This is a genomic window from Pseudomonas sp. FP453 (genome assembly GCF_030687495.1).
Lineage (GTDB): Bacteria > Pseudomonadota > Gammaproteobacteria > Pseudomonadales > Pseudomonadaceae > Aquipseudomonas.
In genome coordinates this window covers 739,825-765,033 of record NZ_CP117435.1, presented here as the reverse complement: position 1 = coordinate 765,033, position 25,209 = coordinate 739,825, and the positions used below count along the sequence as shown (strand labels likewise).

General features: G+C 63.3%; 20 protein-coding genes. 6 read left to right on the top strand and 14 right to left on the bottom strand.

From position 1 onward, the window contains the following. Position 1 precedes the first annotated feature (1 nt). Both PSH87_RS03310 and PSH87_RS03305 read left to right on the top strand, forming a co-directional pair. Complete coding sequence (locus PSH87_RS03310) at positions 2-691, top strand: lipopolysaccharide assembly protein LapB (protein ID WP_017737284.1); 690 nt, start codon at positions 2-4, stop codon at positions 689-691. Positions 692-703: 12 nt separating this feature from the next. Continuing rightward, positions 704-976: a DUF3613 domain-containing protein gene (locus tag PSH87_RS03305; RefSeq protein ID WP_305432530.1), complete on the top strand. Its 273-nt coding sequence runs from the start codon at positions 704-706 to the stop codon at positions 974-976. Here the strand turns inward: PSH87_RS03305 and PSH87_RS03300 are convergent. Then, positions 973-1,758, bottom strand: coding sequence for a response regulator transcription factor (locus PSH87_RS03300; protein WP_305432529.1), 786 nt, complete (start codon positions 1,756-1,758; stop codon positions 973-975). The genes PSH87_RS03305 and PSH87_RS03300 overlap by 4 nt on opposite strands. Before the next feature lie 116 nt (positions 1,759-1,874). Then, entirely contained in the window at positions 1,875-2,360 is a 486-nt protein-coding gene (locus tag PSH87_RS03295; RefSeq protein ID WP_017737281.1) for a prepilin peptidase, read from the bottom strand. Between the two features lie 72 nt (positions 2,361-2,432). On the opposite strand from PSH87_RS03295, the gene PSH87_RS03290 reads away from it, so the two are divergent. Then, positions 2,433-2,870, top strand: coding sequence for a TadE/TadG family type IV pilus assembly protein (locus PSH87_RS03290; protein ID WP_026136844.1), 438 nt, complete (start codon positions 2,433-2,435; stop codon positions 2,868-2,870). Beyond that, positions 2,867-5,599, top strand: coding sequence for a PAS domain-containing sensor histidine kinase (locus tag PSH87_RS03285; protein WP_305432527.1), 2,733 nt, complete (start codon positions 2,867-2,869; stop codon positions 5,597-5,599). Before PSH87_RS03290 ends, PSH87_RS03285 begins: the two co-directional genes overlap by 4 nt. On the opposite strand, the gene PSH87_RS03280 is transcribed toward PSH87_RS03285, so the two are convergent. The 6 genes from PSH87_RS03280 to pbpC form a co-directional block, all read right to left on the bottom strand. Further along, entirely contained in the window at positions 5,596-7,605 is a 2,010-nt protein-coding gene (locus PSH87_RS03280; protein ID WP_305432525.1) for a pilus assembly protein TadG-related protein, read from the bottom strand. The two genes, PSH87_RS03285 and PSH87_RS03280, sit on opposite strands and share 4 nt — an antisense overlap. A gap of 228 nt (positions 7,606-7,833) precedes the next feature. Then, entirely contained in the window at positions 7,834-8,391 is a 558-nt protein-coding gene (locus PSH87_RS03275; RefSeq protein ID WP_305432522.1) for a DUF4136 domain-containing protein, read from the bottom strand. A 45-nt stretch (positions 8,392-8,436) separates the two neighbouring features. Beyond that, entirely contained in the window at positions 8,437-9,039 is a 603-nt protein-coding gene (locus PSH87_RS03270) for a DUF4136 domain-containing protein (protein ID WP_305432520.1), read from the bottom strand. Between the two features lie 24 nt (positions 9,040-9,063). Next, complete coding sequence (locus PSH87_RS03265) at positions 9,064-9,813, bottom strand: methyltransferase (RefSeq protein ID WP_207043686.1); 750 nt, start codon at positions 9,811-9,813, stop codon at positions 9,064-9,066. After that, a complete protein-coding gene (locus PSH87_RS03260; protein WP_257781341.1) occupies positions 9,806-10,114 on the bottom strand; it encodes a MazG-like family protein in 309 nt (102 codons plus the stop codon). Before PSH87_RS03260 ends, PSH87_RS03265 begins: the two co-directional genes overlap by 8 nt. 148 nt (positions 10,115-10,262) lie before the next feature. Beyond that, positions 10,263-12,554 (bottom strand): peptidoglycan glycosyltransferase PbpC, encoded by a 2,292-nt coding sequence (pbpC, locus tag PSH87_RS03255; protein WP_305432516.1) that lies wholly within the window; start codon positions 12,552-12,554, stop codon positions 10,263-10,265. A 245-nt stretch (positions 12,555-12,799) separates the two neighbouring features. Between pbpC and PSH87_RS03250 the strand changes: the two genes are divergently transcribed. Next, positions 12,800-13,093, top strand: a complete 294-nt coding sequence (locus tag PSH87_RS03250; RefSeq protein ID WP_017738360.1) for a hypothetical protein — start codon at positions 12,800-12,802, stop codon at positions 13,091-13,093. A gap of 141 nt (positions 13,094-13,234) precedes the next feature. Here PSH87_RS03250 and PSH87_RS03245 read toward each other — a convergent pair whose 3' ends face one another. After that, positions 13,235-18,133 carry an alpha-2-macroglobulin gene (locus tag PSH87_RS03245; RefSeq protein ID WP_305432514.1) on the bottom strand — a complete coding sequence of 1,633 codons (4,899 nt, stop codon included), beginning with the start codon at positions 18,131-18,133 and terminating at the stop codon, positions 13,235-13,237. Between the two features lie 284 nt (positions 18,134-18,417). On the opposite strand from PSH87_RS03245, the gene PSH87_RS03240 reads away from it, so the two are divergent. Continuing rightward, positions 18,418-19,755 carry an MATE family efflux transporter gene (locus tag PSH87_RS03240; RefSeq protein ID WP_305432512.1) on the top strand — a complete coding sequence of 446 codons (1,338 nt, stop codon included), beginning with the start codon at positions 18,418-18,420 and terminating at the stop codon, positions 19,753-19,755. Here the strand turns inward: PSH87_RS03240 and PSH87_RS03235 are convergent. The 5 genes from PSH87_RS03235 to PSH87_RS03215 all read right to left on the bottom strand — a co-directional run bounded on the left by PSH87_RS03235 (position 19,700) and on the right by PSH87_RS03215 (position 24,994). After that, the gene (locus PSH87_RS03235) at positions 19,700-20,593 is read right to left on the bottom strand and encodes an alpha/beta hydrolase (protein WP_305432510.1); all 894 of its coding nucleotides are present in this window, start codon (positions 20,591-20,593) and stop codon (positions 19,700-19,702) included. The two genes, PSH87_RS03240 and PSH87_RS03235, sit on opposite strands and share 56 nt — an antisense overlap. Positions 20,594-20,763: 170 nt before the next feature. Further along, positions 20,764-22,677, bottom strand: coding sequence for an arginine decarboxylase (gene speA, locus PSH87_RS03230; RefSeq protein WP_305432508.1), 1,914 nt, complete (start codon positions 22,675-22,677; stop codon positions 20,764-20,766). Between the two features lie 143 nt (positions 22,678-22,820). Further along, positions 22,821-23,192, bottom strand: a complete 372-nt coding sequence (locus PSH87_RS03225) for a translation initiation factor Sui1 (RefSeq protein ID WP_012722004.1) — start codon at positions 23,190-23,192, stop codon at positions 22,821-22,823. A 195-nt stretch (positions 23,193-23,387) separates the two neighbouring features. After that, positions 23,388-23,924: an NUDIX hydrolase gene (locus tag PSH87_RS03220; RefSeq protein ID WP_026137018.1), complete on the bottom strand. Its 537-nt coding sequence runs from the start codon at positions 23,922-23,924 to the stop codon at positions 23,388-23,390. Positions 23,925-23,926: 2 nt separating this feature from the next. Continuing rightward, positions 23,927-24,994, bottom strand: a complete 1,068-nt coding sequence (locus tag PSH87_RS03215; RefSeq protein WP_017738541.1) for a DUF2333 family protein — start codon at positions 24,992-24,994, stop codon at positions 23,927-23,929. Positions 24,995-25,209 lie beyond the last annotated feature (215 nt).

Here is a 25,209-nt window from a genome sequence, read left to right as displayed (position 1 = left end):
CATGAAATTACTGATTGCCGCCTGCAGCGTGTTGTTGATCAGCGGTTGCGCGAACATGGGCCAGACGCCCTGGTCGGGCTTTGCCGGCGCCAGCAGTTGCTCCAAGCCCAGTTCGGACCAGGAGTTGTCGCTGAACCTCGCCGATGAAATGGCCAATGACGGCAAGCTGCACGCCAGCCTGGCCAACCTGCAAAACATGACGGACAACCTGCCCCAGGTGCGCCTGCGCAAGGCCAAGGTTTACCGGCTGCTCGGCCGCAGCGAGGCCGAGCCGATGTACCGCAGCCTGCTGGGCACCTGCATGGCCGCCGAGGGCGAACATGGCCTGGGCCAACTGGCGGTGGCCAGGGGCGATAACGGCCAAGCCCTGGAGCACTTGCAACGGGCCGCCAGGCTGTCGCCCACCGATGAAAAAATCCGCAACGACCTGGGGGTGGTCTACCTCAATCAGCTGCGCATGGAAGACGCCCGCTTCGAATTCCTCACTGCCATGGAGCTCAACCAGAGCAACTCGCTGGCGGCGGTGAACATGGTCACCTTGCTGATCTACCAGAACAACTGGAAGCAGGCGTCGCAGTTCGTCAGCCGCTTCAACTTGAGCCCCGAGCAGTTCAACCAGGCCCAGGCCCGCGCCGAGCAGCTCAAGGGCTCTGCAACCCGCGCCAAGGGTCAAGTGGCGACCGTCAAGTAAGGGAGTGTCCCAATGAAACTCAAAACCCTCGCCCACCTGCTGTTGGCCACCCTGCCCCTGACCGCGCTGGCGATCGAGCCCGGGCCGTCATCGGTGTACCAGAGGCAGACCGAAGGCTGGCTGCAAATGCAGATCAAAGGGCAGTTGGCGACGTCCACGCCGCAAAAGGCCTCGCCGGCTGAGCGCGAGCAGGCCATGCAGCGTTTGATTGAAAGTTACAAACACCCCATTCCCGAGTACTTCGACCAGAAACAGGGTGGCACTGCGCCAAGCGGCAGTAACTAGTGGGCGGTGACGCGCTGGCGGATCGCCGAGTTGCTCGGCGACAGCGCCAGCGCCAGTTGGGTGCGGTTATGCATATGGGTCAGGCGCAGCACCTGGGACACGTAGAGTTTCACCGTGTTCTCGGTGATGCCCAGCTCACAGGCGATCTGATAGTTGGTCTGGCCCTTGCCGACCAGGCGCGCCACATCCAATTGGCGGGGGGACAGCTGTTTGAAGATGGCCGGCATTTCACTGCTGTCGGCGTCCGCCAGATCATCCGGCGCATCGCGACCGGCTTGCTGCGGGCTGCTGCGCACTTTGTCGAGGTCGTGGTACAGGTCATCGATCGAGGCCGACAGAAACTGCAGCTTCTGATTCAGTTGCCCCAGTTCCACCCCCTTTTGCCGCTCACGCAGCGCCGTCTCCTGGCGTTGCAGGCCTTCAAGCAGTTCGTCGAGATTGATCGGCTTTTGATAGTAATCGGCAATCCCGGCACGCAACGCCTTGATCACATCCTGTTTGTCGGCGCGACCGGTCAGCATGATCGCCTCGAAGGCGCGCTGTTTGCCGGCGATGCGTTGCAGCTCCTGGACCAGTTCGATGCCGTCCATGTCCGGCATGTGCAGATCGCACAGCACCAGGCCGATCTCGACGTCTTCACGAAACCGCGCAACGGCTTGCGGGCTGGAATGGCATGGCACGCAACGGTAACCGCTGCTTTCGAGGAATTCGCACAACTCTTCCACGATCAAGGGCTGATCGTCGACCACGAGCACTTTCATTTGCGGGGTAAGCTTGTTCACGCGCTACTCCATGCCTGGGCAAGCCAAAGTCTGATCAATCCGTGCCAACAGCGTCTATTTCGCACACTGTAGCTATAAACGTAGACGCACTTTCCTACTATGTACATAGCGATAGCCTACGCCGCGACTAAAGGGATCCAAAACCACGCGAGGGTGAATCCGACCAGTAAAAACGGCGCGAACGGTTGTTTTTTTGACTGATCGGGTCCCAGGTAGTGAAGGGTATTTCTAAGCCCTTGATTCATCAGCGGCCATAATTTTGGCGCCAGCAGCAACCAGGTGGCACTGGCCAGTCCGGCACCGATAAAGGTGCCCAGCAAGTACGCGCAATTGGTCGCCAGCGCCAGGGCCGCCAGCAGCTTTACGTCCGCAGCGCCAAGGCGCCCCAGCGCGTAACCGGGCAAGGTGAACAGCACGGCCAGGGCAAATGCCCAGCCGCCCTCGGCCGGCGTGGCGCCCAGCCAGGTGGTGCCGCTCCACAGCAGGTAAACCAGGGCCAGCAGGAAGGCACCGAGCGTCAGGGCGTTGGCGATCTGCCGTTGGCGGATATCTTGCGCGGCGCACAGCGCCAGCCAGGCAAACAGAAAGAGGCTTTGAATCACGTAAAAAAAATCCCTTTTTGCTGAATGATTCTATGCTGATATCAGGTAGTGGTAGTCAGGGTAGACGCAGTCATGAGAAAGGGCCTCCCTAGAAAACAGAAAGGTGCCGCCGCGATTGAGTTCGCGCTGGTGTTCATGATCTTTTTCGCCGTGTTCTATGGCCTGGTCAGCTATAGCCTGCCGTTACTGCTGTTGCAGTCGTTCAACCAGGCTACGGCCGAAGGCGTACGGCGCAGCGTCGCCCTGGACCCCACCACCCCCGGCTACGCCGCCGCCGTCCAGGCCCGTGCCGTGGCGGGCGCCCAGGCCCAATTGCAGTGGCTGCCGCCCGCGTTCAAGTTCGTGCCGGCCTACATCACCACGAGCTTCACGGCCAACTTGCTGACCGTACAGATCAACTACCCCTCCGCGAACCTCAAAAGCGTGTTGCCGTTCCTTGTGCTGCCGGGCTTTGGCACCGTGCCCAACCTGCCAACCACACTCACAGCCCAAGCGAGCCTGCAATTTTGACCTCGGGGGAAAAGTTCTTCGATCGCCTCCTCGGCCGCCCGCCCGAGGTTCATGTAGCACCAGCCCTGGTGCCCGCCAGCGGCGGCTTGCAGATCGACCTGGACGCCCTTGGCCGTGTCCTGCACATCCACGGCGCCCTGCGCCATCGCCTGGTCAAACACACCACCACGCAACAACCTGTACCGTTGCTGGACTACCTGTGTGCCCACAGTGCCGTAGTCATCGAAGGCAGCCCCGCCGACTGGCAGGGGCAGATCCTCGACCTCGACTTCCAAGGGTTTGCCGCCAGCCCCCTGCACACCCGTGGCTGGCTGCAACCCCAAGGCGATGGCTGGCGCTTGCAGCTGTTGGATATCGGCGACTTGCTCGCCCACCGCCAGCACGCCGACACCCGCGAACGCCACCAGTTGCTCAGCGCGCAGATCAGCGAACGCCTGCGGGTGTGCAGCCTGGCCCGCCTGCCAGAGGTGGTGCAGGAGAATCTGCACAGCATCGCCCAACACTTCAAGGTGCCCTGCGTCGCCATCGCCCTGCTCGACGAACAGGACCAGGGCTGGCAGGTCCACAGCCAGTACCGCGCCTTTGACGCCCCGCTGCTGTGGCGCGACGGCCAGCTCCTCGGCGGCGCCCTGGATAGCCTTGGTGGCACCGCCCCTGTGCACCTGACCCGCAACCATGGCCACAGCGAGCATCCGCGCCTGCAAGGAATATTCGGCAATGCCGAAGGTTTCCTGGTGCCCTATCGCGATGATCACGGCGTCGCCGCGTGGCTGCTGTGCGGTTTCTTCCAGGCCGAGGACGCCTTTGCGCGGGACTGGCTGCAACTCGCCGCCGCCCTCGCCGCGCCCCTGCTCAGCCGCCTGCGCGAGCAGCGCCACCAACAACAGCTCGATCGCCTGGAGGCCCTGCAAGGCCTGCTCGGCACCGGTTGGTGGGAGCTGCCCAACCACAGCGAAGACATCCAACTGGCGCCGCAACTGCAGCACCACCTCGACCCTGACGCCCCGGCCACACGCCTGGCCGTGGCCGACTGGCTGCTGCTGTTCCACCCCGCCGACCGCCAGGAACTCGCCAGCCGCCTGCAAGACTTGCAGACCCTGAGCAAACCGCTGTCCACCAGCGTGCGCCTGCACCGCCTCGACGCGGCGCAAAACCCCGTGTGGTATCGCGTGCAGGGCCAGGCGCTGGGCGTGGGCAACAACCGCCGGCTGATCGGCTTCATGCTGGACATCAGCGACATCAAGAACCAGCAGCAACAAGCCGCTGCCGCCCATGCGCGGCTGGACAACCTGATCGCCAGCGCCCCCGCGATCATCTACGTGCAGCGCTATGTCGAAGGCACCCTGCAACCGCTGTTTTTCAGCGACAGCCTGCGGCCCTTGCTCGGTCGCACCCTGGCCGAATGCACCCCGGCCAGCCTGATCGAATGGCTGCACCCCGACGACCGCGACCTGTACTTCGAACGCACCCGCCAATTGCTGCGCGAAGGCAGCGTGCGCAGCCGCTATCGGGTCCAGGACAAACTCGGCAACTATCACTGGCTGCTCGACGAGGCCAAGTTGCTGCGCGACGATCTCGGCCTGCCGGTGGAAGCCGTGGGCCTGTGGCTGGACGTCACCGAGGCGACCCTGGCCGCCGAGCAGGTCAAGCAAAGTGAAGAGCGCTACCGCATCCTCGTGGAAGACTCGCCGGCGATGATTTGCCGCTACCGCCCCGACCTGACCCTGACCTTCGGCAACACGCCGCTGGCCAATTACCTGGAGTGCCAACCCGAGCAATTGCCGGGGCTGAACCTGGCGGACTGGCTGTCGAATGAGCAACGCACCAGCTTCGTACAGCGCATCGGCCAACTGACCCCGGAATACCCGGTGAGCACCGCCGAAATCAGCCTGCAACTGCCGGGGCGTGCGCATGCCTGGTGGGTGTGGTCAGACCGTGGCGTCTTCGATGAGCACGGCGCGCTGGTCGAAGTGCAGGCCGTGGGCCGCGACAACACCGAAGTGCGCCGCTCCCAGCAACAACTGACGCAAAGCGCGAAAATGGCCACGCTGGGCGAAATGGCCACGGGCCTGGCCCACGAGATCAACCAGCCGCTGAACGTGATGCGCATGGCCATCGCCAATGTGCTCAAGCGCCTGAGCAGCGGCGAAGTGCAGATCGACTACCTGAGCGAAAAACTCCAGCGCATCGACACCCAGGTACAACGTGCCGCACGGGTGGTGGACCATATGCGCGTGTTCGGCCGGCGCTCGGAAATCGAGCAGCAACCCTTCGACCCGGCACAGGCGGTGGAAGGCACCCTGTCCCTGCTCAGCGAGGGCCTGCGCGGCAAGGGCGTGGAGGTGCGCCTGACCCCGGCGGACTTCACGGTGCAGGTCAAAGGTTACGTCGATCAGCTGGAGCAAGTGCTGATCAACCTGATGGTCAACGCCCGCGACGCGTTGCTCGGCCAGCGGGAAAAACAGCCGGACCTGCGCCCCTGGATCGCCGTGCACAGCGAACATGACGCCAGCCACGTGCGCATCTGGGTCGAAGACAACGGGGGCGGCATCGACCCGCGTTTGCTGGAGCGGATCTTCGAACCGTTCTTCACCACCAAGCCCATCGGCGTGGGCACCGGCCTCGGCTTGTCGGTGAGCTACGGCATTGTGGAGAACATGGGCGGACGCCTGAGCGTCGGCAACGGCGAGCACGGCGCGCAGTTCTGCGTGGAGCTGCCGCTGGCCTAGTTCACCAACGCCGCCTGGCCGTGGGGCCTGCAACTGAGGTTGGCGCCGACTTCGACCTGGTTCAGGTTGATGCCCAAGGTTGAGAGCAAGCCATTGACCAGCGGATCGACAATCGGACTGAGCACGTTGCCAATTACGCCGCCCAGTGTGGACGTCAAGTTATTGAGCAACGTGCCGCTGGTGACCAACAGCGAGCCCAACAGGTTGAACCCTGTGGGTTGGTAGACCTGGAACTTCAGCCCGGTTTTCAACGCGGTGCCGACGGAAGCCACCAGGTTGGTGGTCGATAGCGAATGATACAGCGATGGCTGCTTGATCTCCGGTGGCTGGGGGAAGGTGTAGGTGGCGCCGGAAGCGGTCTGCGTGCCCACGGCAGGGTCGATGGTCACGCCTATGCCGCCGCCATAAAACGGCTTGCGGGAGGCTGGATCACAGGTGGTTGGGCCGAGCCCGAGCAGCGGTTTGAGGCAGGTAATCGCACCGATGTCGATCACCGGCAGCGGCGGCACCGGATCCAAGGGCGGGCTCGCGCCTAGCGAATCGCTCAGCGTCGGGCTCTGGCCGACCTTGATGGTCACCACCGAGGCGTTGGTTTGGGTGGTCAGGGTTTTGGTCGCGTCACTGGCGCAGGTGAAGCCGGTGACATAGCTTTCCGCGCCGCCCAGTTCGAGGATCACATCCACACTGGGCACCGACGGGTTGGTAGCGGAAGACAGCAGCCGCAAGTCAGTGCTCTGGCAAGGGGTACCGCCAATCGCGCAGAACACTGAACTGAGCGTCCCGGCGAGGTTCAGGCTGAGCAAATTGTTCAGCACGTCGGAAAGCGGGCTGACCAAGCCATTCAAGGCCGTGTTGACCAACGGTGTTGCGAGCAGCGGCAAGGTCACCGTCAGGCCCACACTGACCTGCGCCGTGCGCACATAAATGCGCGTGGCCGTATCGGTTTTATTCTTGGCGTACGTGGGGTCGCCAATCGATGACAACTGCGGTGGCTGAATGACTTTGACCTTGAGGTTGGCAGTGACCCCCGGGATCGTCACCGGTATCTCGGCCACCACGCCGTTGGTCTTGTTGGCCAACTGCACAAAGGCTTGCGCCAGCTGGAACGCATTCACCGTGGTGTTGAGCCCCGAAGACACCGCCCCGGCCTGCAATTGCAAGAGGGTGCCCAAGGTCACGTCGGCGGGCCCCATCAATGCCTTGATCTGGCCCAACGCCGTCGTCGCCGCCACCGAAGCCGTCCCCCCACCGGCCTGCAATACCGTGACGGCGGCGTCGATCAATTGGCCGATCTTGAGGTTCTTGGCCAACAATTCATCGTAATTGCCCGCCTGCACGTTCACGTTCAGCGCCAGCTGGTTCAGGTAGCTGAGCAGGTTGATATCGCTGTCCGCCAGGCCTTGATAGCCCACCAGGCCCAGCGACAGGTTGCCGCCCAGCAACTTGCCAAACAGCAGGTCAAGGGCGGGCGAGTTGGTGCTATTAACCGTCGCCACTGTTGTTTTGATCGTCAACTGCGCCTGCGGCGGCAGGATCTTCGGCGCGGCGACCGCCTTGGCCGTCAACTGGGTCATCAGGTTGTAGGCATTGCCATTGAACAGCGACCACACGCCCCCGGCGACACTGGTCAGCACCGGGCGCGAGGCGATCACCTGGATGGCGTCGGTCTTGGTCGCATCGGCACTGAACACGCGCAGATTGCTGGCGTTGGTGGTCAGCGTGCCGCAGTTCACGTTCAGGGCATTGCCGGGGGGGATCACATAGCCGTTGCGCGTGGCGCTGGCGCCCGCATAGACCGGCGCGGTGTTGGTGGCGGGGAGGCAATTGCCGTTACGCTGCACCGCTTCCAGGGCGGCCATATCGGCAATGCCTTGCAACTTGCGCTTCTCCAGATACAAGCGCCCGCTGTCGATGACCAACAACAGGAAGACCAATGCCAGCCCGAGGGTCAGGGCCGCCGTCAAGCCAATCGCACCACGCTGCCTGGAACGAAGTCGGGGAGACATCGAGCACTCCTTTAGCGCTTACTCTCCGTAGGTGCAGTGGAGTGTAGACAAGGCTTGGCGGGTGCGCTGGCCAGTCGCCACATTGGCGACTGACGGAGATTTGGGCCTGGCACAAGACTAAATGTGGGAGCTGGCTTGCCTGCGATAGCTATCTGTCAGTTGATGCATCTTTGACTGACAGACCGCTATCGCGGGCAAGCCCGCTCCCACAGGGGATTGCAGTGTTGTTTAGTGTGGCGGGTAGTTGGAGAGGATCTTGGTGACGGTGCTGCGAATGGCACTGCTGCGATCCTGCGGATTCGGCGTGCTGGCCATCATCTGTTCGTCACTGCCGCGCCACACCAGTTTGCCGTCCTTGCCGTCCAGCAGGTCGATCTGGATGGTCGCCACCTTGTAGGTGATGTTGCGCGTTTCGTTGTACATCGGCGCGCCCCAGTAGCCATTCCACGGCCCGCCCCAGGCGCCACCGTAGTTGGTGGTGACTTGCTGCTGGCGGTCTTCGACGATCAGGTAGGCCTGCACGTTCAGGTCCGCCTTGGTGCCTGGCGCCGCCGGGCGCAGGCCGCGTTGGTCGAGTTGCTCGCCCACGGCCTGGCGGATGCGTTGTTCGGTGAGGTCACTCTTGATCCGCGGATCATCCGGGCGGTATTGCAGGGCCGGGTCTTTCCAGGCCCAGTTGCGGTAGGCGCCGAAGTCGCGGCTGGCGTCAAAATCGTGGTTGACCTGATTGCTCTGGCAACCGCCCAGCAGCACTAAAAATGCGAGCGTTGCGATACGACGAAACATGGTTGTTCTCCAAAGTACGACCTGAGCCTGGAATGAGAATAGCGCTTAACTCGGCGGATAGGCGCTCAGCGCTTTTTGCACGGCCTTGCGCAAGGCCTCGGCGCGTTCGCTGAGGCTGCCCTGGCTGGCGGTTTCTGCGCTGGTGCTCCAGACCGGCTGGCCGTTGCGGGCATCGAACAGGTTGACCCGCACCACCGCCACCGTCACTTCATAGGTGCGCACGATGGGTACCGAGTTGTACATGCCGTAGCCATTGCCATAACGGTTGTAGCCGCCGTATCCGTAGCCGTAGTCATCCTGGACTTGCTTGAGGCGCTTCTCCAGGCGCACGTCGGCGCTGACCAGCAGGTCGGCGGGCTGGTTGGCGCGCTGCGGGCGCAAGCCGCGCTGGTCGAGGGCACCGTTGACCGCTTCGGCAATCTGCGCCGAATCGGCCCAGGCCGTGCCGGGCGGGAGCTGACCGTTGCGCCAGGCCCAACTGCGATAGGCACCGTAGTCACGCACCGGCGCCGGGTAGGCACTGGCATCAAAGGTGTTGGCCGCCTGCGCGGGCGCGGGCGGCATCGGCGCCGACGCGGCGACGTAAGGGTTGGGGCTGGAACACGCGCCCAGACCGAGGGACAACAGGATCAAACAGAGACGACGCATTTCGACCTCCGCAGACTGGGCCGCTTAAACCGGACGGCAGATCCAGTGCAAATAACGCCCAAGTCCGGCAAAGCTTGGGTGACGACGGTGAGCGAGTTCCATCTCCAACAAGTCCTGTAGGTTCGCGCGGGCCTGGAACTCCACCGGCATGTAGTCGTGGAAGACCCGCACGCCGCTTTGGCTTTCGACCTGCCAAAGGCCATCGAGTTGCGCCGCCAGCTCACGCGGGTCCAGCGGCTGTTGGGGGGTGAGGCTCTGCTTTTCGCCGGCCATGTCGTTCTTGCGCATCTTGCGGAAGTGGCCTTTGAGCAGGTTGCGATAGATCAACGCATCGCGGTTGTAGAACGCCAACGACAACCAACCGCCCGGCACCGTGAGTTGGTGCAGCACCGGCAGGATCGCATGGGGCTCGGCCAGCCATTCCAGCACGGCGTGGCACAGCACCAGGTCGTAAGGCTCGGTAAGTTGGCCGAGTAACTCTTGCCAGGGCGCATGGATAAAGGTCGCGGTCTGCCCGGCATCGGCGAAGCGTTGGCGCGCGCCGTCGAGCATCGGTTCGGCGGGTTCGGCCAGGGTCACCTGATGGCCTTGCTCGGCCAGCCACAGCGACATATGGCCCAGGCCCGCGCCGATATCCAGCACGCGCAAGGGGCGCTGGGGCAGTGCTTCGGTCAGGTCGGCCTGGAGCACGGCCAGGCGGATGGCCCCTTTGGCGCCGCCGTAGATCTTCTCGGCAAAGCGCGTGGCCAGTTGGTCAAAGTGGCGATCACTCATGGGCAAACCGCCGTTCGCTGTCGGCCAGTTTGGCGCGCACCACTTCGTTCATGTCCAGGCCCAACTCGCTGCACAGCAACAACAGGTACAAGACGATATCGCCGACTTCCTGCCCGGCATGGGCGAGCTTTTCAGCGGGGAGCTGGCGGGATTGGTCTTCGCTGAGCCATTGGAAGATTTCCACCAGCTCGGCCATTTCCACGCTGGCGGCCATGGCCAGGTTTTTCGGGCTGTGGAACTGCTTCCAGTCGTTGTTATCGCGGATGCGGTGCAGGCGTTCGGTGAGGTGTTCGAGGTTCATGCGGGGGCTCCTGAAGGTGTGTAGCTTCGGGGGGTTTGGCCGTGAAGGCAAGTGAACCTTTGGGCCGCCATCGCGGGCAAGCCCGCTCCCACACTTGAAGGTGTTCACAGATCAAAAATGTGGGAGCGGGCTTGCCCGCGATAGCGCTCTAGTCGACGACACTGAACTCCAGCCGGGCAGTTTGGCCAGCCTCATCCAGCACACTCAATTGATAACGCCCCAGCCGCTCGAAACTGGCATTGATAAAGTCCTGGTTGGCACTATCCCCCAACGGCTCACCATTGATAAACCACCAGCGCCGTCCACTGCCGCCCAACGCCGAGATCTTCAGGCGCAGCGCCTGTTGGCTGGCGGCCGGCAGACGCAGTTGATCCCCTTCACGCACACCGACTATCGACAGCGGCGAAGACGCCGCCAATGCCGGTGGCGGGCAATCGGGATCGGCGGCCGGGATGCGTGCTTCGCGGCGCTCGATGCGCGGCAACCACGGTTCCAAGGGCGCAGGCCACAGGGCAATGTTTTTCAGCTCTGCCCCCGCGCAACGGGCGTCCACCCGCAGGCCCTTGGCGTTCACCCAGACGCTCTCCACCAAGCCCACGCTCAACGGTTGATCCAACGCCTGCAAGGTCGGCGGCGTGGTGTTGTCCAGCGTCCAGGCGAAGCGCTGGCGGCGGCAATTGGGATCGCTGCGATTCATCGGCTGGCCCAACGGCCAACAGATCGCTGCCACGCCCACATTCGCCGGCACCGGTCGGACGGGCGCGCTGATGCCGCGCTGGCTGTCGCGGTTGGTCAGCACGTCATGCACCTGCAACATCAATGGCGCCGCCGAAGCGAGGCCAAACTGGCCGGGCACCGGCGTGCCGTCGGGGCGGCCGATCCACACGCCGATCAAATAACGCGGGCCCACGCCAATCGCCCAGGCATCGCGAAAGCCGTAGCTGGTGCCGGTTTTCCAGGCCAGCACCGGGCGCTGCACCAGTTCGGCACGCGGGTCACGGTCGGGTCGCGCCTGGCCACTGAGGATACGCCGCACAATCCACGCGGCGCCTGGGGATAACATCGGGCGTTCCCTGAGCACGTCATCCGGCTGCAAGCGGATCGTCGCGCTCTTGCCGTCGCGGGCGAAGGCACTGTAGCCGCTGACCAAATCTTCCAGGCGACTGCCCGCGCCGCCGAGGATCAAGGCCAGGTTCGGCTCGGCCAACGCCGGCAACGCCAGGGGCACACCGCCGATGCGCATCTGCGCGGCAAAACGCTTGGGGCCATACGCTTCCAGCAACTGCACCGCCGGCAGGTTCAGCGAACTGGACAGCGCCGTACTCGCCGGCACCGCGCCGGTAAAGCCCATGGAAAAGTTGCCCGGCCGGTAATCGCCGTAGCGCCGGGGTACGTCTTGCAGCAGGGATTCGGAGTGGATCAGCCCGTCGTCCAGCGCCATGCCGTAGAGAAAGGGTTTCAACGTCGAGCCCGGCGAACGCAATGCGCTGATCATGTCCACGTGGCCAAAGCGCTTGGCGTCGTTGATATCCACCGAGCCGAGGTAGGCGCGCACGGCCATGCTTTCTTCTTCCACCACCAGGATGGCCGCCGAGGTGTGCTCCGGCAGGCGTGCGCGCCAGCCCAGCAGCAGGTCTTCCAGACGCCGTTGTAGCGTGGCGTCGAGGGTGGTGCGGATCAGCGGCGGGCTGTCGGGACGGTTCAGGCGGCGCGCGAGCAAGGGCGCCAGGCTCGGTTCCAGGCGCGGGGCGAGCAGCAGCGGTTCTTCCAGGGCTTCATCGACGGCGGCTTGCGGCCATACCTGGAACTCGGCGAGGCGGCGCAGCACTTTGTCGCGGGCCTGTTGGGCGCGCTGCGGGTGGCGGTCGGGGCGCAGGCGGCTGGGGGCCTGGGGCAATACGGCGAGCAACGCGGCTTCGGCGTGGGTCAGTTGGGCTGGGGACTTGCCCAGGTACGCCCAACTGGCTGCGGCCACGCCTTGCAGGGTGCCGCCAAACGGCGCGCGGTTGAGGTAGAGGTTGAGGATTTCATCCTTGGACAGGTGCCATTCCAACTGCGCCGTACGCCATAACTGGCGCAGCTTGCCATGGAAGGTGCGTGAGTGCGGGTCGAGCAAGCGGGCGACCTGCATCGACAAGGTGCTGCCACCGGACACCACCCGCGCGCCCGTGAGGTTCTGCCAGGTTGCGCGCGCCAGGGCCAACGGGTTTACGCCGGGGTGCGAGTAGAACCAGCGGTCTTCGTAGGTAAGCAGCGCATCGAGGTAATACGGCGAGACTTCACTGGTGTGCACCGGGTAGCGCCAGACGCCGTTGGCATCGGCGAAGCGCCACAAGGGCGTGCCGTCTTCGGCGAGGACGACGCGTGCGAGGTCATCCTGAGGGAGCGGCAGCGGCCAGATGCGGTCGGCCAGCCACAGCAGCGCGATCACCAACACCACAAACCCCAAGCTCCAGCGCAGTAACTGTGGGAGCTGGCTTGCCTGCGATAGCGGTGGGTCAGTTGGTAAATTTTTCACAGACGCACCGCTATCGCAGGCAAGCCAGCTCCCACATGGGATTGTGTGTATCCAGTACTAAGCAAACCCATTATTTAACCTGCAAACCTCTATGCTGATAGGGAACTAGCCTGACGCAATAACAACCAAAGGCAAACACACGCCCACCTTCTTATCAGGACACACACATGCAGGTAGAAAGCTTTTTCGAATGGTTGGGCCAGGCGCTCGGTTCGGTCATCCGCTTTATCGTCGATGGGCTCAGCGGTTTGTTCGGTGCCTTGACCAACGCCGGTGGCAACTTTGTCGAAGGCCTGTCACGCACGTTGGGCATGGACACGTCGATCATCAGCATCCTTACGCTGATCATTGGCCTGCTGTTTCTGTATTCGGCGGTGCGGGCGTTTATGCGGGCGTCGATCATCTTCGGGATTATCTGGTTGTTGCTGGGGCTGTGGTTGCTCAGCTGGGTCGTACACTAATCCCCCAAACACCCAAGATCCCCCTGTGGGAGCGGGCTTGCCCGCGATAGCGGTGTATCAGTCAACGATGCATCAACTGACAGATAGCTATCGCAGGCTAGCCAGCTCCCACAGTTTGAAGCCGGTTCACTCAGTAGGATCTCAGCGGCCTTTGATCACCAGGTCTGCCGGGGTTTCTCCCACCGCCTGCCAGTTCGGCCGGTACATCGACTCCACCTGCGGCGGCGGCACGCGGTAGGTGCCGGGCGTCACCGCCCGCGCCAGATACAGCAAGTGCGTGGTGCCGGAACCGTCCAGGTTCAGCGCCGCCACGTAACGGTCATCACGGAACTCCTGATGCTTGAGCGACGCGTTCTGCATTGACTCGCGCCACTCCTTCACCTGGCTGCTGGCGTTCTCCAGGCTGGCGGCGCTTTGCGCCAGGTTCTGGTTTTCCAGTTCCAGGCCGGCCGGCAGCAGGTCCACCACCAGGGCATCCGGCACGCGCTGCTTGGCGCTGACGGCCAGATGCACCAGCACCAAGTCGCCGCTGTTGAGGTTGCGCAGGTTCAGCGGCTGGCCGTTCATGCCCAGGTATTCGCGGCGGATGCCCAGGTTGTCGCCACCCGGTGCCGGTGGCACCTGTGGATAACCCGAGATCGTCAGTTGCTGGTACACCGGCGCCTCACCTTGATTGCTCAGGCTCAGGTCGCTGGACAGCAGCTTGCCTTCCAGCTCCAGCGTCGGTTGCTGGTTGTTCAGCTCCTGCACACCGCCACTGCCGGTGAGGGTCACTTGCCAGTTCGCGTCGGGCTTGGCAAAGCCCAGGCGTCCGGCGAGGAACAGCGAATTGCGCTCCTGGGTCGACAGATACGGACTGGCCGCCAACTGATCCGACAGGGTAAACAAACGTTCCTCACGCTTGCCCTTGGCCAGGTCATTCTCCTCCAGCAGTGCCAGGATCATCGCCTGATCGCGCAGCGGGCTGCCGTAGTCGGCCAGCCATTCATTGGCATTGCGCTGCGCCGCCAGGCCGGCCAGCAGCGCCTGGTCCGCACGCGGCTGGTCGCCCATCTTTTGCAGGGCGATAGCCAGTTGCACCAATGGCAACCCGGAGCGCGCATCACTGCGACGTTCGAACAGGCTGCGCAACGCGCCCAGTGGCGCCTGTTGGCTGCGCGCCAACACCATGCCGGCGTAGGCCTGCACGGCAAAGCGCGTGTGCTCGGCGTTGTCGCTGTAATCGACCTCGATCAGGTTGCGCTCCTGCACATAACGCAGCAGGCGTTCGCTGGCCTTCTTCAAGGCTTCAGGCGGTACGGCAAAGCCTTGATCGCGGGCGCGCAGCAGGAAGTCGGTGACGTAGGCCGTCAGCCAATACTCTTCTTCACCATCGGCGCCCCACAAACCAAAGCTGCCGTTGTAGCGCTGCATGCCCAGCAGGCGCTCGATGCCCAGCTCGATCTTGCGTTTGCGCTCGGCATCCGGCTCGCCCTTGATCGCCAGGCGCTTGAGCAAGGCATCGTCGGCATACAGTGACGGGTATAGGCCGCTGGCGGTCTGTTCCAGGCAGCCATAGGGGTAGGCCTTGAGCGCATTGATCTGCGCACCAAGGTTCAACGGCGGCCGGCTCGACAGGCTCAACAGCGCCTCACGCCCCGCCGCATCGAACGGCTCCAGCGCGCCGGCTGGCAGGCTCCACGGCTGATCCTTGAGCACCGCGCGGTAATGCTTGAGCAGCGCCGGATACGCCGGACGCACGCCCAGGGTCCACTCGCGGCTGAACGGCGGCAGGGTTTCACCCGGCAGGTCGAGGCCGTTCACCGTGACCTTGACCTTGCCCTGCCCCAACCCGCCCCAGGCTTTCACCGGGATGCGCAGGGTGGTGCGCTGGCCCTGTTTCAGCTCGACCGTTTGCGCGTCAGCGTTGACCAACTCCAGTTGCCCTTCGGCAGTCAGTTGCACATCGAGCTTCTGTGCCTTGCCCGACAGGTTGGACAGGTCCAGCGCCAACGTCGTCTGGTCGCCGCCAGCGAGGAAGCGCGGCGCCGACAGTTCGGCAATCAACGGTGCAGCAATCACCGTCTTGGCTTCGGCCATGCCGTAGCGATCATCGCTCCAGGCCTGGGCCATCAGGCGCAGTTCGCCGTTGAAGTCGGGAATATTGACGCTGACTTCGCCCTCGCCTTGCTCATTCAAAGTCACCGGCGCGCTTTGCAGGGCGACGATGGTCACGCTGGTGTCGGGGCGCTTGCCGCCCTTGGCCAGCGCCGCATCACCACCAAACGCCAGGCTGGCCAGGCGGCCCTGGCCGGCTTCGATCAACTGGCCGTAGATGTCGAACTGGTCCACGCCATAGGCCTTGCGGCCGAACAGGCTGGAGTACGGTTCGGGCGTCGGGTATTCGGTGATATTGAGGATGCCGACGTCTACCGCCGCCACCAGCACATGCACCTGTTTCGGCACGCTGCCATCGGCATTTTTCGCCGCGACTTTCACCGTCAGCGGTTGTTTGGGGCGCATTTTTTCCGGCGCGGTGAGGGTCAGGCCCAGTTTGCGCTGGGTGCGATCCAGCGGCAGGTGCAGCAAGCCCACCGCACGTTTGGGGGTGATATTGGCTTTGCGCTCGCCGGGACGGATCACCAGGGCGCTCACGTACAAGTCATGGCGCGACCATTTCGGGTCCAGCTTCACGGCGAAGCTTTTGCCCTCGGCCGGCACCTCGATTTCCTGCCACCACAACGGGCCTTCGGCGGACTCCACCAACAGGTAGCCTTTACCGGCAGCGGGCGGCGTGACCGTGACGTTGGCGGTGTCGCCGTCGCCATACGCCGGTTTATCCAGCGCCAGCTTGACCTGGTCGGGGCGCACGGCGCCGCCTTCGGTGTTGTCCTGGGCCTGGTAGCCGGCCCAGAAGCGCAGGCTGCTGACCAGCCCGGTCTGCGGATCTTCGACCTCAACACGGTACGGCCCCCACTCGACCTGGAAGCTGACCTTGGCGGTGTCGCCGGCCTTGATGTTCAGGGTCTGCTCATCGAGGTTGAGGAATTTCTCGTTGAAGTGATAGCTCCAGCCATCGTTCTCGGAGTAGTTCCAGTAGTAGTCGCGGCGCTCGCGCACCAGGCGCACCTTGAGGTTTTGCGCGGCGAGTTTCTGCCCGTCCTGGTTGGCCAGCAGCACTTCGAATTCTGCCGGGCCGTCGCCATTGGTTTCCTTGCCGTCAAACAACCCGCGCAGGCCCGGCAGTTGCTCGGCCGGCCAGATCGGCTGCACCAGGCGCCGGGTGATCGGCCGCCCGCCGGACTCTTGCAGGCTGGCCTGCACGATCAATTGCAGCGGCGACTTGGCGTCGGCCCATTTGCTTTCCAGGGTCAGTTCTTCCTGGCCCTTGGCGTCGAGCACGCTTTCGTCCAGTTCGAAGTCCTGGCTCAGTTCTTCTTCGGTGACGGAGCCGAACTGGTAGCCCGGCAGCGATTTGACCGCCTCGCGCAACGGCCGCACATAGACCTGGCCGCTGACCCGATTGCCGGACGCCGGCGCGCCATACAGGTAACGCCCGTTGACCTGGATCACCGGGTTTTCCGCAGGGCTCAATGGCGTGTCGCTGCCCCTGAGTTCCAGCGCCAGGCGTTCGGGCAGGAAGTCTTCGACGAGGAATTCATACAGCTGCGGCTTGCCGTCACCCAGGTCGAACACCAGTTGCCAGCGCCCGGTCGGTGCTTCGCCGGCCAGTTGCAGTGGGTATTGATAGAGGCCGGAAGCGTCGGCGTCCCAGACGAATTTGCGGCTGACCTGCTCGTCCGGGCGGCGCACTTCGACGCTCACCGGTTGCGGTTTGACCGCGTTGCCGTCCTTGTCCCGCAGCAGCGCGTTGAGCAGTACGGTTTCGCCGGGGCGGTACAGGTCGCGCGGGCCGAACACAAAGAACTGCAACGGATGGGACGGCTGGCCGCCGATGTCGAACTCCGCCAGGTCCAGCGCGGCGCTGTCGAGGCGCAGCATGCTGGTCTGCTCGCCCTGCTTGGCCAGCAACACCTGGGCCTTTTTCGGCAACGGCAACTCGGCGTGGCCGCCCTTTTCGGTCTTGCCCTGGCCCAATACGCGGCCGTCGGCATCGAGCACTTCGAGATCGACGCCCTCCAGCGCCTTGCCGCCTTCCAGGGCCTGGGTAAACACGTCCAGGCGATTGGCGTAGCGGTGCACCGACAGGCCGATATCACTCAGGGTGAACAGCGTGGCCGGCTGGGAATAGTTGTAGGTGCCCGACGCACGCATCACCGCCAGGTACACGCCCGGCTGTTGCAGTTGCTTGAGACCGGCGATGGGCAGCAACAGGGTTTCGCGGGTATTGCGCGCCGGGTTCAGGTCGAAGCGGCCGCCGTAGACCAGATCGGCCAGGGGCAGCAGTTCGCGGGATTCATAACTTTGCAGGCTGGTGTTACGCCCCCACTGCGCGAGAAAGGTGGGCAGGGATTCAGGCTTGATGCGGAAGAATTCGACGTCGATCTTGTCAACGTTCAGCGCGATCACCGGCAGGCCTTCGGCCAGACGCGTCGGCAGCAGGGTGCCACGGCTGGCGAAGCCGACGGTGGCTTGCAGGTCGCGGGTTTCCAGGCGGGCGATGTATTCGGCGGCGAGTGTGTTGCCGTTGACCGCCTGCACGCCGGCATCGACGGTGAGCACCAGCTTGCGCTGCGGCTCCAGATGGCGAAGGCGTAATTCCATCAGGTTGTCGGAGATTTCCCAGGCGCCATCGACCTTGCCGGACTTGCTGTCCACCAGGTGGAGCTCGTCGGCGAATTTCTGCTCGGGGTCCAGGGGAATGGAAAAACTCACGGAGAGCGTGCTGGCCCCGTCGAGTTGCACCTCGGACACGTCCACCACGCTCAGCTCGCGCCCGGCGTAGCGCTGCTTCAGCGCTGCCACGTCCACGGCGGCTTTGGCAGGCTTGGGCGCAACCGCCGCTGCTGCTGGGGCCGGCGGGGCTGCCGGTTTATCGGAAGAATCGCAGGCGCTCAGCAGGGCCAGCGCGCAGGCCAGGAACAGTCCTTTGTTAAGCATGGGGCACTCGTAGTGGGAAGGGCCGAGGGGTGAACTATATATCAGCCTGTGGGGGGCCGATGAGGTGCTGGTCACATTGACCGACGGAGGGTGGTTTGGTTCTCAAGCCGAGCCAAATCCTACAAGCACAGAAGATCAAACTGTGGGAGCAAGTTTGTGTGGGAGCTGGCTTGCCTGCGATGCAGGCACCTCGGTACATCAGTTACACCGATGTGATGCTATCGCAGGCAAGCCAGCTCCCACAGGGCTCAACAGTTACAATGCCGCTCTACCAAGGAGCCCTCATGACTGCCCTGCTTACCGACTGGCGCCACCGCCCCACCCACCGCAAGGTCTGGGCTCTGGCCGCGCCGATGATCCTGTCGAATATCTCGGTGCCCTTGGTCGCCCTGGTAGACAGCATGGTCATCGGCCACCTACCCCACGCCCATCAACTGGGCGCCGTGGCCGTCGGCGCCAGCCTGTACACCTTCCTGGCCTGGGCCATGGGCTTCCTGCGCATGGGCTCCACCGGTTTCGCCGCGCAGGCCGCCGGGCGCAATGATGGTGCGGCGTTGCGGCAAATCCTCCTGCAAGGCTTGTTGCTGGCGGTGGGGCTGGCGATGTTGCTGGGCACGGTAGGCATTCCCTTCAGCCATCTGGCCCTGGAGTGGATGCAGCCCTCCCCCGAGCTCAATCAACTGACCGAGGATTTTTTCCACACCCGCCTGTTCGGCCTGCCCGCCGCCCTGGCCAGCTATGCGCTGGTCGGTTGGTTCCTCGGCACGCAAAACGCCCGCGCGCCGCTGGCGATTCTGTTGACCACCAACCTGGTGAATATTGCGCTGAACCTGTGGTTCGTCCTCGGCCTGGATTGGGGCGTAGTCGGCTCGGCACGCGCCTCGGTGATCGCCGAGTGGACCGGCGCCCTGCTCGGCCTCGCCCTCACGCAAAAAGCCCTGCGCGCCTATCCCGGGCATATCGCCTGGGCCGCGCTGAAACTATGGGAGAGCTGGCGCCCGCTGCTGGCGGTGAACCGCGACATCTTTATCCGCAGCCTCGCGTTGCAGTCGGTGTTTTTCATGATCACCGTGCAAGGCGCACGGTTGGGCGATGCCACCGTGGCGGCCAACGCGCTGCTGCTTAACGGCCTGCTGCTGACGGCGCACGCGCTGGACGGGCTGGCCCATGCGGTCGAAGCCCTGTGCGGCCACGCCATCGGCGCCCATGACCGCCAAGCGCTGCGCCGCTCTTTGGTGGTGGCTGGCGGCTGGTCGTTGATCGCCAGCGTCGGCTTTGCCCTGCTCTTTACCGTGGCCGGGCATTTGTTCATCGCCATGCAGACCGATATCCCCAGCGTGCGGGCAACGGCTGATATCTACCTGCCGTATCTGGCAGTGCTGCCGTTGATTGCGGTGTGGAGCTACTTGCTCGACGGCCTGTTCATCGGCGCCACCCGCGCGCGGGAAATGCGCAACGGCATGCTGCTGACCGTGCTGCTCACCCTGCCATTCGCCTGGGCGCTGCAAGGCTTGGGCAACCACGGCCTGTGGATAACCTTCCTGCTGTTCATGGCGTTGCGCAGCCTTACTTTGTGGGCGATTGCCTGGCGCTTGAACCGGCAGGACCAGTGGCTTGGATAAACGCGGTGACGCGGTCCAGCACCGGCGCCAGCCAACGCAGCGGCCTGGAGAGCGAGGCCACCAGCGTCGCGTGGCTGGTTTTATCGAAGTAGAACACTTCCACCGGCACGCCTGCCGTGCGCAGCTTCTGCGCCAGCCCGCCGGTATTGCGCGTGGGGTTGACCAGGTCGTCATCCGTCGAGGCGATCAACAGGCTCGGTGGCGCGCCGGCACTCACATGGTTGATCGGCTGGGACTCCGGCGGCGAGTCGGGGAAGAAAAACACCGGCCGCACGTCGCGGTTTTCAATCGGCAGGAAGTCATAGGGCCCGGCCAGGCCGATCCAGCCTTTGAAGATGGCCGGCGACAAGCCCACTTCATTCAGCCAGCGCGCATCCAGCGCCAGCATCGACGCGTTGTAGGCGCCGGAGCTGTGGCCCATCACGTAGAGCTGCCGGGGGTCGGCGCCGTACTCGGCGCTGTGTTGATACGTCCAGGCCACCGCTTGGGCGCCGTCCTGGAGAAAGGCGGGGTAACGCACTTGCGGGTAGAGGCGGTAATCGGCGATGACCACGACGATGCCGCGTGAAGCCAGGGCTTCGCCGACGAAACCGTAATCGTCCTTGGAACCGTTGTTCCAGCTGCCGCCGTAGAAAAACACCACCACGGGGGCGTTGGCAATCGCCGGGGCAGGCCGGTAGATATCGAGCTGTTGCCGGGGATCGGTGCCGTAGGCGATGGCGGAAGTTTTGGTGTATGTGCTGGAAGGGGTGAGTGCGTTGAGCACTTTGATCGGGGAGCAGGCCGCGAGGAAAGCGGTGAGTGCCAGGGTGAATGCTTGCAGGAGTTTGCTCGACATCGTCTAGCCCTCACACAGAAGCTACTACTAAATACCGATTCAAATGTGGGAGCTGGCTTGCCTGCGATGTAGACACCTCGGTCTATCTGATAAACCGAGGCGATGCCATCGCAGGCAAGCCAGCTCCCACACAAGCCAGCTCACACATTCTAGATGTGTGTAAGCTCAGGTTATGAGGACAGGTACGAAGAACGGGTCAGCCCCAGACGCAACGCGTCGAGGAACTGGGTACGCTCCGCCGCAGTGATCTTCGCGCTCGCGCACTTGTCACGGTAGTGGGTCATCAACTCCTCCGGCGACAAGTGCACATAGCGCAGCATGTCTTCGATGGTGTCGTGGGTCTCGATCCCGGCGCTGTACACCGAACCGTCTTCACGCTGGTAGATGTTCACCGAGTCGGTGTCACCGAACAGGTTGTGCATGTCGCCAAGGATCTCTTGGTAAGCCCCCACCAGGAAGATGCCCAGCAAGTAGTCTTCACCTTCGTTCAAGCCGTGCACGGGCAGGCTGGTCTCGATCGACTGCTCATCGACGTACTGCTTGATCTTGCCGTCGGAGTCGCAGGTCAGGTCTTGCAACACGGCGCGGCGCAGCGGCTCTTCGTCGAGGCGGTGCAGCGGCAGGATCGGCAGGACCTGGCCGATGGCCCAGGTGTCCGGCAGGCTCTGGAATACCGAGAAGTTGCAGATGTACTTGTCGGCCAGCTTGTCGTTGAGTTCGTCCAGCACCTGGCGGTGCGAGCGCTGGCGGGCTTTCAACGAGTTGTGCAGGCGGCGGCACACGGCGAAGTAGCACTGTTCGGCCAAGGCTTTTTCCGCCAGGGTCAGTTTGCCGTCGGCGTACTGGGTGGCCACGTCGCTCATGTAGTGGGTGGCGCGCCAGTAGGTTTCGGTGACCATCTCGATGTCGGTCGGGCCCAGCAGGTCCACCAGCCATTGCACGGTTTCCGGCAGGTTTTCCTTGTTCTCGATCACTGGCACGTCGTCGTTGTGTTTCTCGACGTCGGTCACTTGCACCACCAGCATGGCGTGGTGGGCGGTCAGGGAACGGCCGCTCTCGGAGAAGATGTTCGGGTGCGGCAGGCTCTGCGCGTCGCAGAATTCCTTGAGCATGCCCACGACCACGCCGGCGTAGTCGTCCATGTCGTAGTTGATCGAGCTGGCGTTACGCGAGTGGGTACCGTCGTAGTCCACGCCGAGGCCGCCGCCGACGTCGATGTGGTCCACCGGCAGGCCGAGGTTGCGCAGTTCGCCGTAGTAACGAATGGCTTCCTTGAACCCGTGCTGGTAGTCGGCCAGGTTGGCGATCTGCGAACCCATGTGGAAGTGCAGCAGGCGAATGCCCTGGTCCAGGCCGGCCGCGCGGAAGCGCTCGACCACGGACAGCAGTTGCGCCGCCGACAAGCCGAACTTGGACTTCTCGCCACCGGTGTCTGCCCATTTGCTCGACGCCAGGGACGACAACCGCACACGCAGGCCAACCTGCGGCTTGACCTTGAGGTTGGCGGCTTCTTCGATCACCAGCTCAACTTCGGATTCTTTCTCGATCACGATAAAGACGTTGTGGCCGAGCTTCTGGCCCATCAGCGCGAGGCGGATGAACTCACGGTCCTTGTAACCGTTGCAGACGATGGTGCCGCCCTTCGGCGCCAACGCCAGCACGGCCAGCAGCTCAGGCTTGGAGCCGGCTTCGAGGCCAATGGAGACGTCCTGGGTGGCGATGATGTTCTCGATCACCGCTTCCTGCTGGTTCACCTTGATCGGGTACAGCGCGGTGTACTTGCTCTGGTATTCCAGGCGCTCGATGTTCGCATCGAAGGCGCCGGTCAGCTGGCGTACACGGTCTTGCAGGATGTCGGGGAAACGCACCAGCAACGGCAAGGACAGGCCGCTTTTGCGCAGCTCGTCCACTTGCTCGTACAGGTCGACCGGCGTGCTGTTCGGGCCGTTCGGACGGACTTCAACGCGACCGGCATCATTGATCGCGAAATACCCGGCCCCCCAATGGCGAATCCCATAAACACTGCGGCTGTCCGCAACTGTCCATTGGCTGCCATCGTCTTTGCGTGTGCGTCGTACGGACATCGAAGTCCCCTATAAATGAAGTCGAAGGCGCCGCCCCTATCAGAGGCTGGCGCAGTCTAAAGAATGAAAATGACGATTTGCCTGCGTGCAAGGTAGGACCCCATGCGCAGGACAGAGTTTAGACACAGGTTGGGAAGAGGCTTTCAGCCGCCGGACTTCTTGGCCTTGTAACCGAGCTTGATCAGCTCGGCCAACAGCAGCTCGACGTGATCGCCCTGGATCTCGATGACGCCGTCTTTCAACGCGCCACCGGTGCCACAGCGCTTTTTCAGCGTGGTGGCGAGTTCCTTCAGGGCCTCTTCGGCCAGCGGCACGCCGGTGATGGTGGTCACCGTCTTGCCGCCACGGCCCTTGCTCTCGCGGCGTACGCGGGCAATACCGTCGCCTTCGGGGATCAGGGTCTGTTTGCAGGTACACGAATCCACGGGCTGACGACAGTCCGGGCAGTGGCGACCTGCGTCGGTGGAAAATACCAGGCCACCAAGGGCGGCGAAGGATGCGGCTTTTTTGGCCACCGGCAATCCTCTTGGGAGGACAAAGACAGATCGGTACCCGCAACGGGACTACCGACCGCGAAGCCCCACTCAGGCAGGGGCAGCGCTACCGAACCGCCTTACTCCTAATAGCAGGGTGGCTCGGGTGAAAAGTCGCGCAGTGTAACGGCAAAAAGCCGACTTGCTAAGGGCCAAAACGCGCCAATTTATGCAACTTTAGCGACGCAGGTCCAGATAGCGGCGCAAGCCTTCCTGGGCGTCCGGGCAGTAGGGCTTTTGTTCCGCTTCCTGAAGGACCGTTTCGAGGGGTAAAAAGCGCGCTTCCATGACTTCTTCGGGCTGCAAACGCAGGGGCCCGTCCCACACGGCAGAGTAGGATCGGCACCAGAGCCGGCTGTCGCCGTCGGCAAAGTAAAAGTGGTCATGCTCGACCAGCTCTACCCCGGCCACGCCGAGTTCCTCTTCCAGCTCACGGGCCGCCGAAGCGGCATAACTCTCCCCTGCCGCGACCATCCCACCCGCCGCCGTGTCCCAGAAACCGGGGTACATGGCTTTGCTCAGGGTGCGTCGGTGCACACACAGCTCGCCTAGGGAGTTGAACAGGAAGATAAAGGTGCAACGGCCGATAAGGCCGCGCTGGCGCAGGTCGGACCGGACCAGGTGACCAAGGAGGTTGTCCTCTTCGTCCACCCAGCAGATCAGTTCAGCATCAGAGGCCGCACGGTGCGCGGCCTCTTTTTCAGTAGCGTCCATCATCAACCCTGGTTGAGGAGCTGACGCAAGTCGATCACTGCAGCGTTGGCCCGGGAAATATAGTTGGCCATCACCAGCGAATGATTCGCCAGTACACCGAAGCCACTGCCGTTAAGAATCATAGGACTCCATACCGGTTCCTGCGAGGCCTCCAGCTCACGAATGATCTGGCGCACGCTGACCGTGGCGTTTTTCTTCGCCAGTACGTCGGCAAAATCCACTTCGATGGCGCGCAACAGGTGGGATAACGCCCAGGCCTGGCCACGGGCTTCGTAGAACACGTTGTCGATCTGCATCCATGGGGTTTCCACCACTTCTTCATCGACCTGCGGCACTTCACCCGGCGCCAGGGCTTCGGTTTTCAGTGCGGTGTTCAATTTGACCCGGCCAACGCTGGCCGACAGGCGTTGCGACAGCGAACCCAGGCGGGTCGCCACGTCACCCAGCCAGTTGTTGAGGTTGTCGGCACGGGCATAGAACAGCGCGCCGCGCTGGTTCGGGTCGGACAGGCGCGCTTCATAGCGGCTGAGGGAATTGATGCCTTCCTGGTATTCCGACTCGCTGGACGGCAGCACCCAGCTCTTGTTGTCGAAGTTGAAGCGCGGCTCGGCCTTGGCCAGGTCCGCATCTTCAGCCGACTGCGACTGGGAGCGGGCGAAGTCTTTGCGCAGGGCGCGGGTCAGGTCGCGCACCTGCACCAGCACGCCGTATTCCCAGCTCGGCATGTTGTCCATCCACAGGCCAGGCGGGAAACGGTCGTTGGAAATATAACCACCGGGCTTGTTCAGCAAGGTGCCGACCACGGTCTTGAGGGTTTCGACGGTGGTGTAGCCCACCACCATCTGCTTGCCTTCCTTCTCGGCGGCAATCTGCGCGTTTTGCTGGACCGGGAACAGCGCCGGTTCCTGGCTCCAGTACCACCCCAGGCCGCCGGTGACCAACAGGTACAAGCCCAGCAGGCTGAGCACGGCCCGGCTCATCAGCAGGGTGCGAAAGTAGCTGCGGTTGGCCGACTTGGGCTCAGGGGCGGGGCCTTTGGCACTGTCTGCACGGTTTTTCCAGTCCAGCATGGCGATATCCTTTCAATCACTTGAGTTCATGCACGTCTATAGTCCGGGTGCGTTCAAACACTCCGACCACAACCCTACCCCATCGTGCCCGTCGGCGCGGGGCTTTTAGCGCAAGCACTATAAAGGATGCACGCTTTTCGCGCTGCGCGACCCTTGAGTCAAAAATTGAATGCACAAGTCTCGCAGTTAATTGACGCATGACACTCATGTAACAG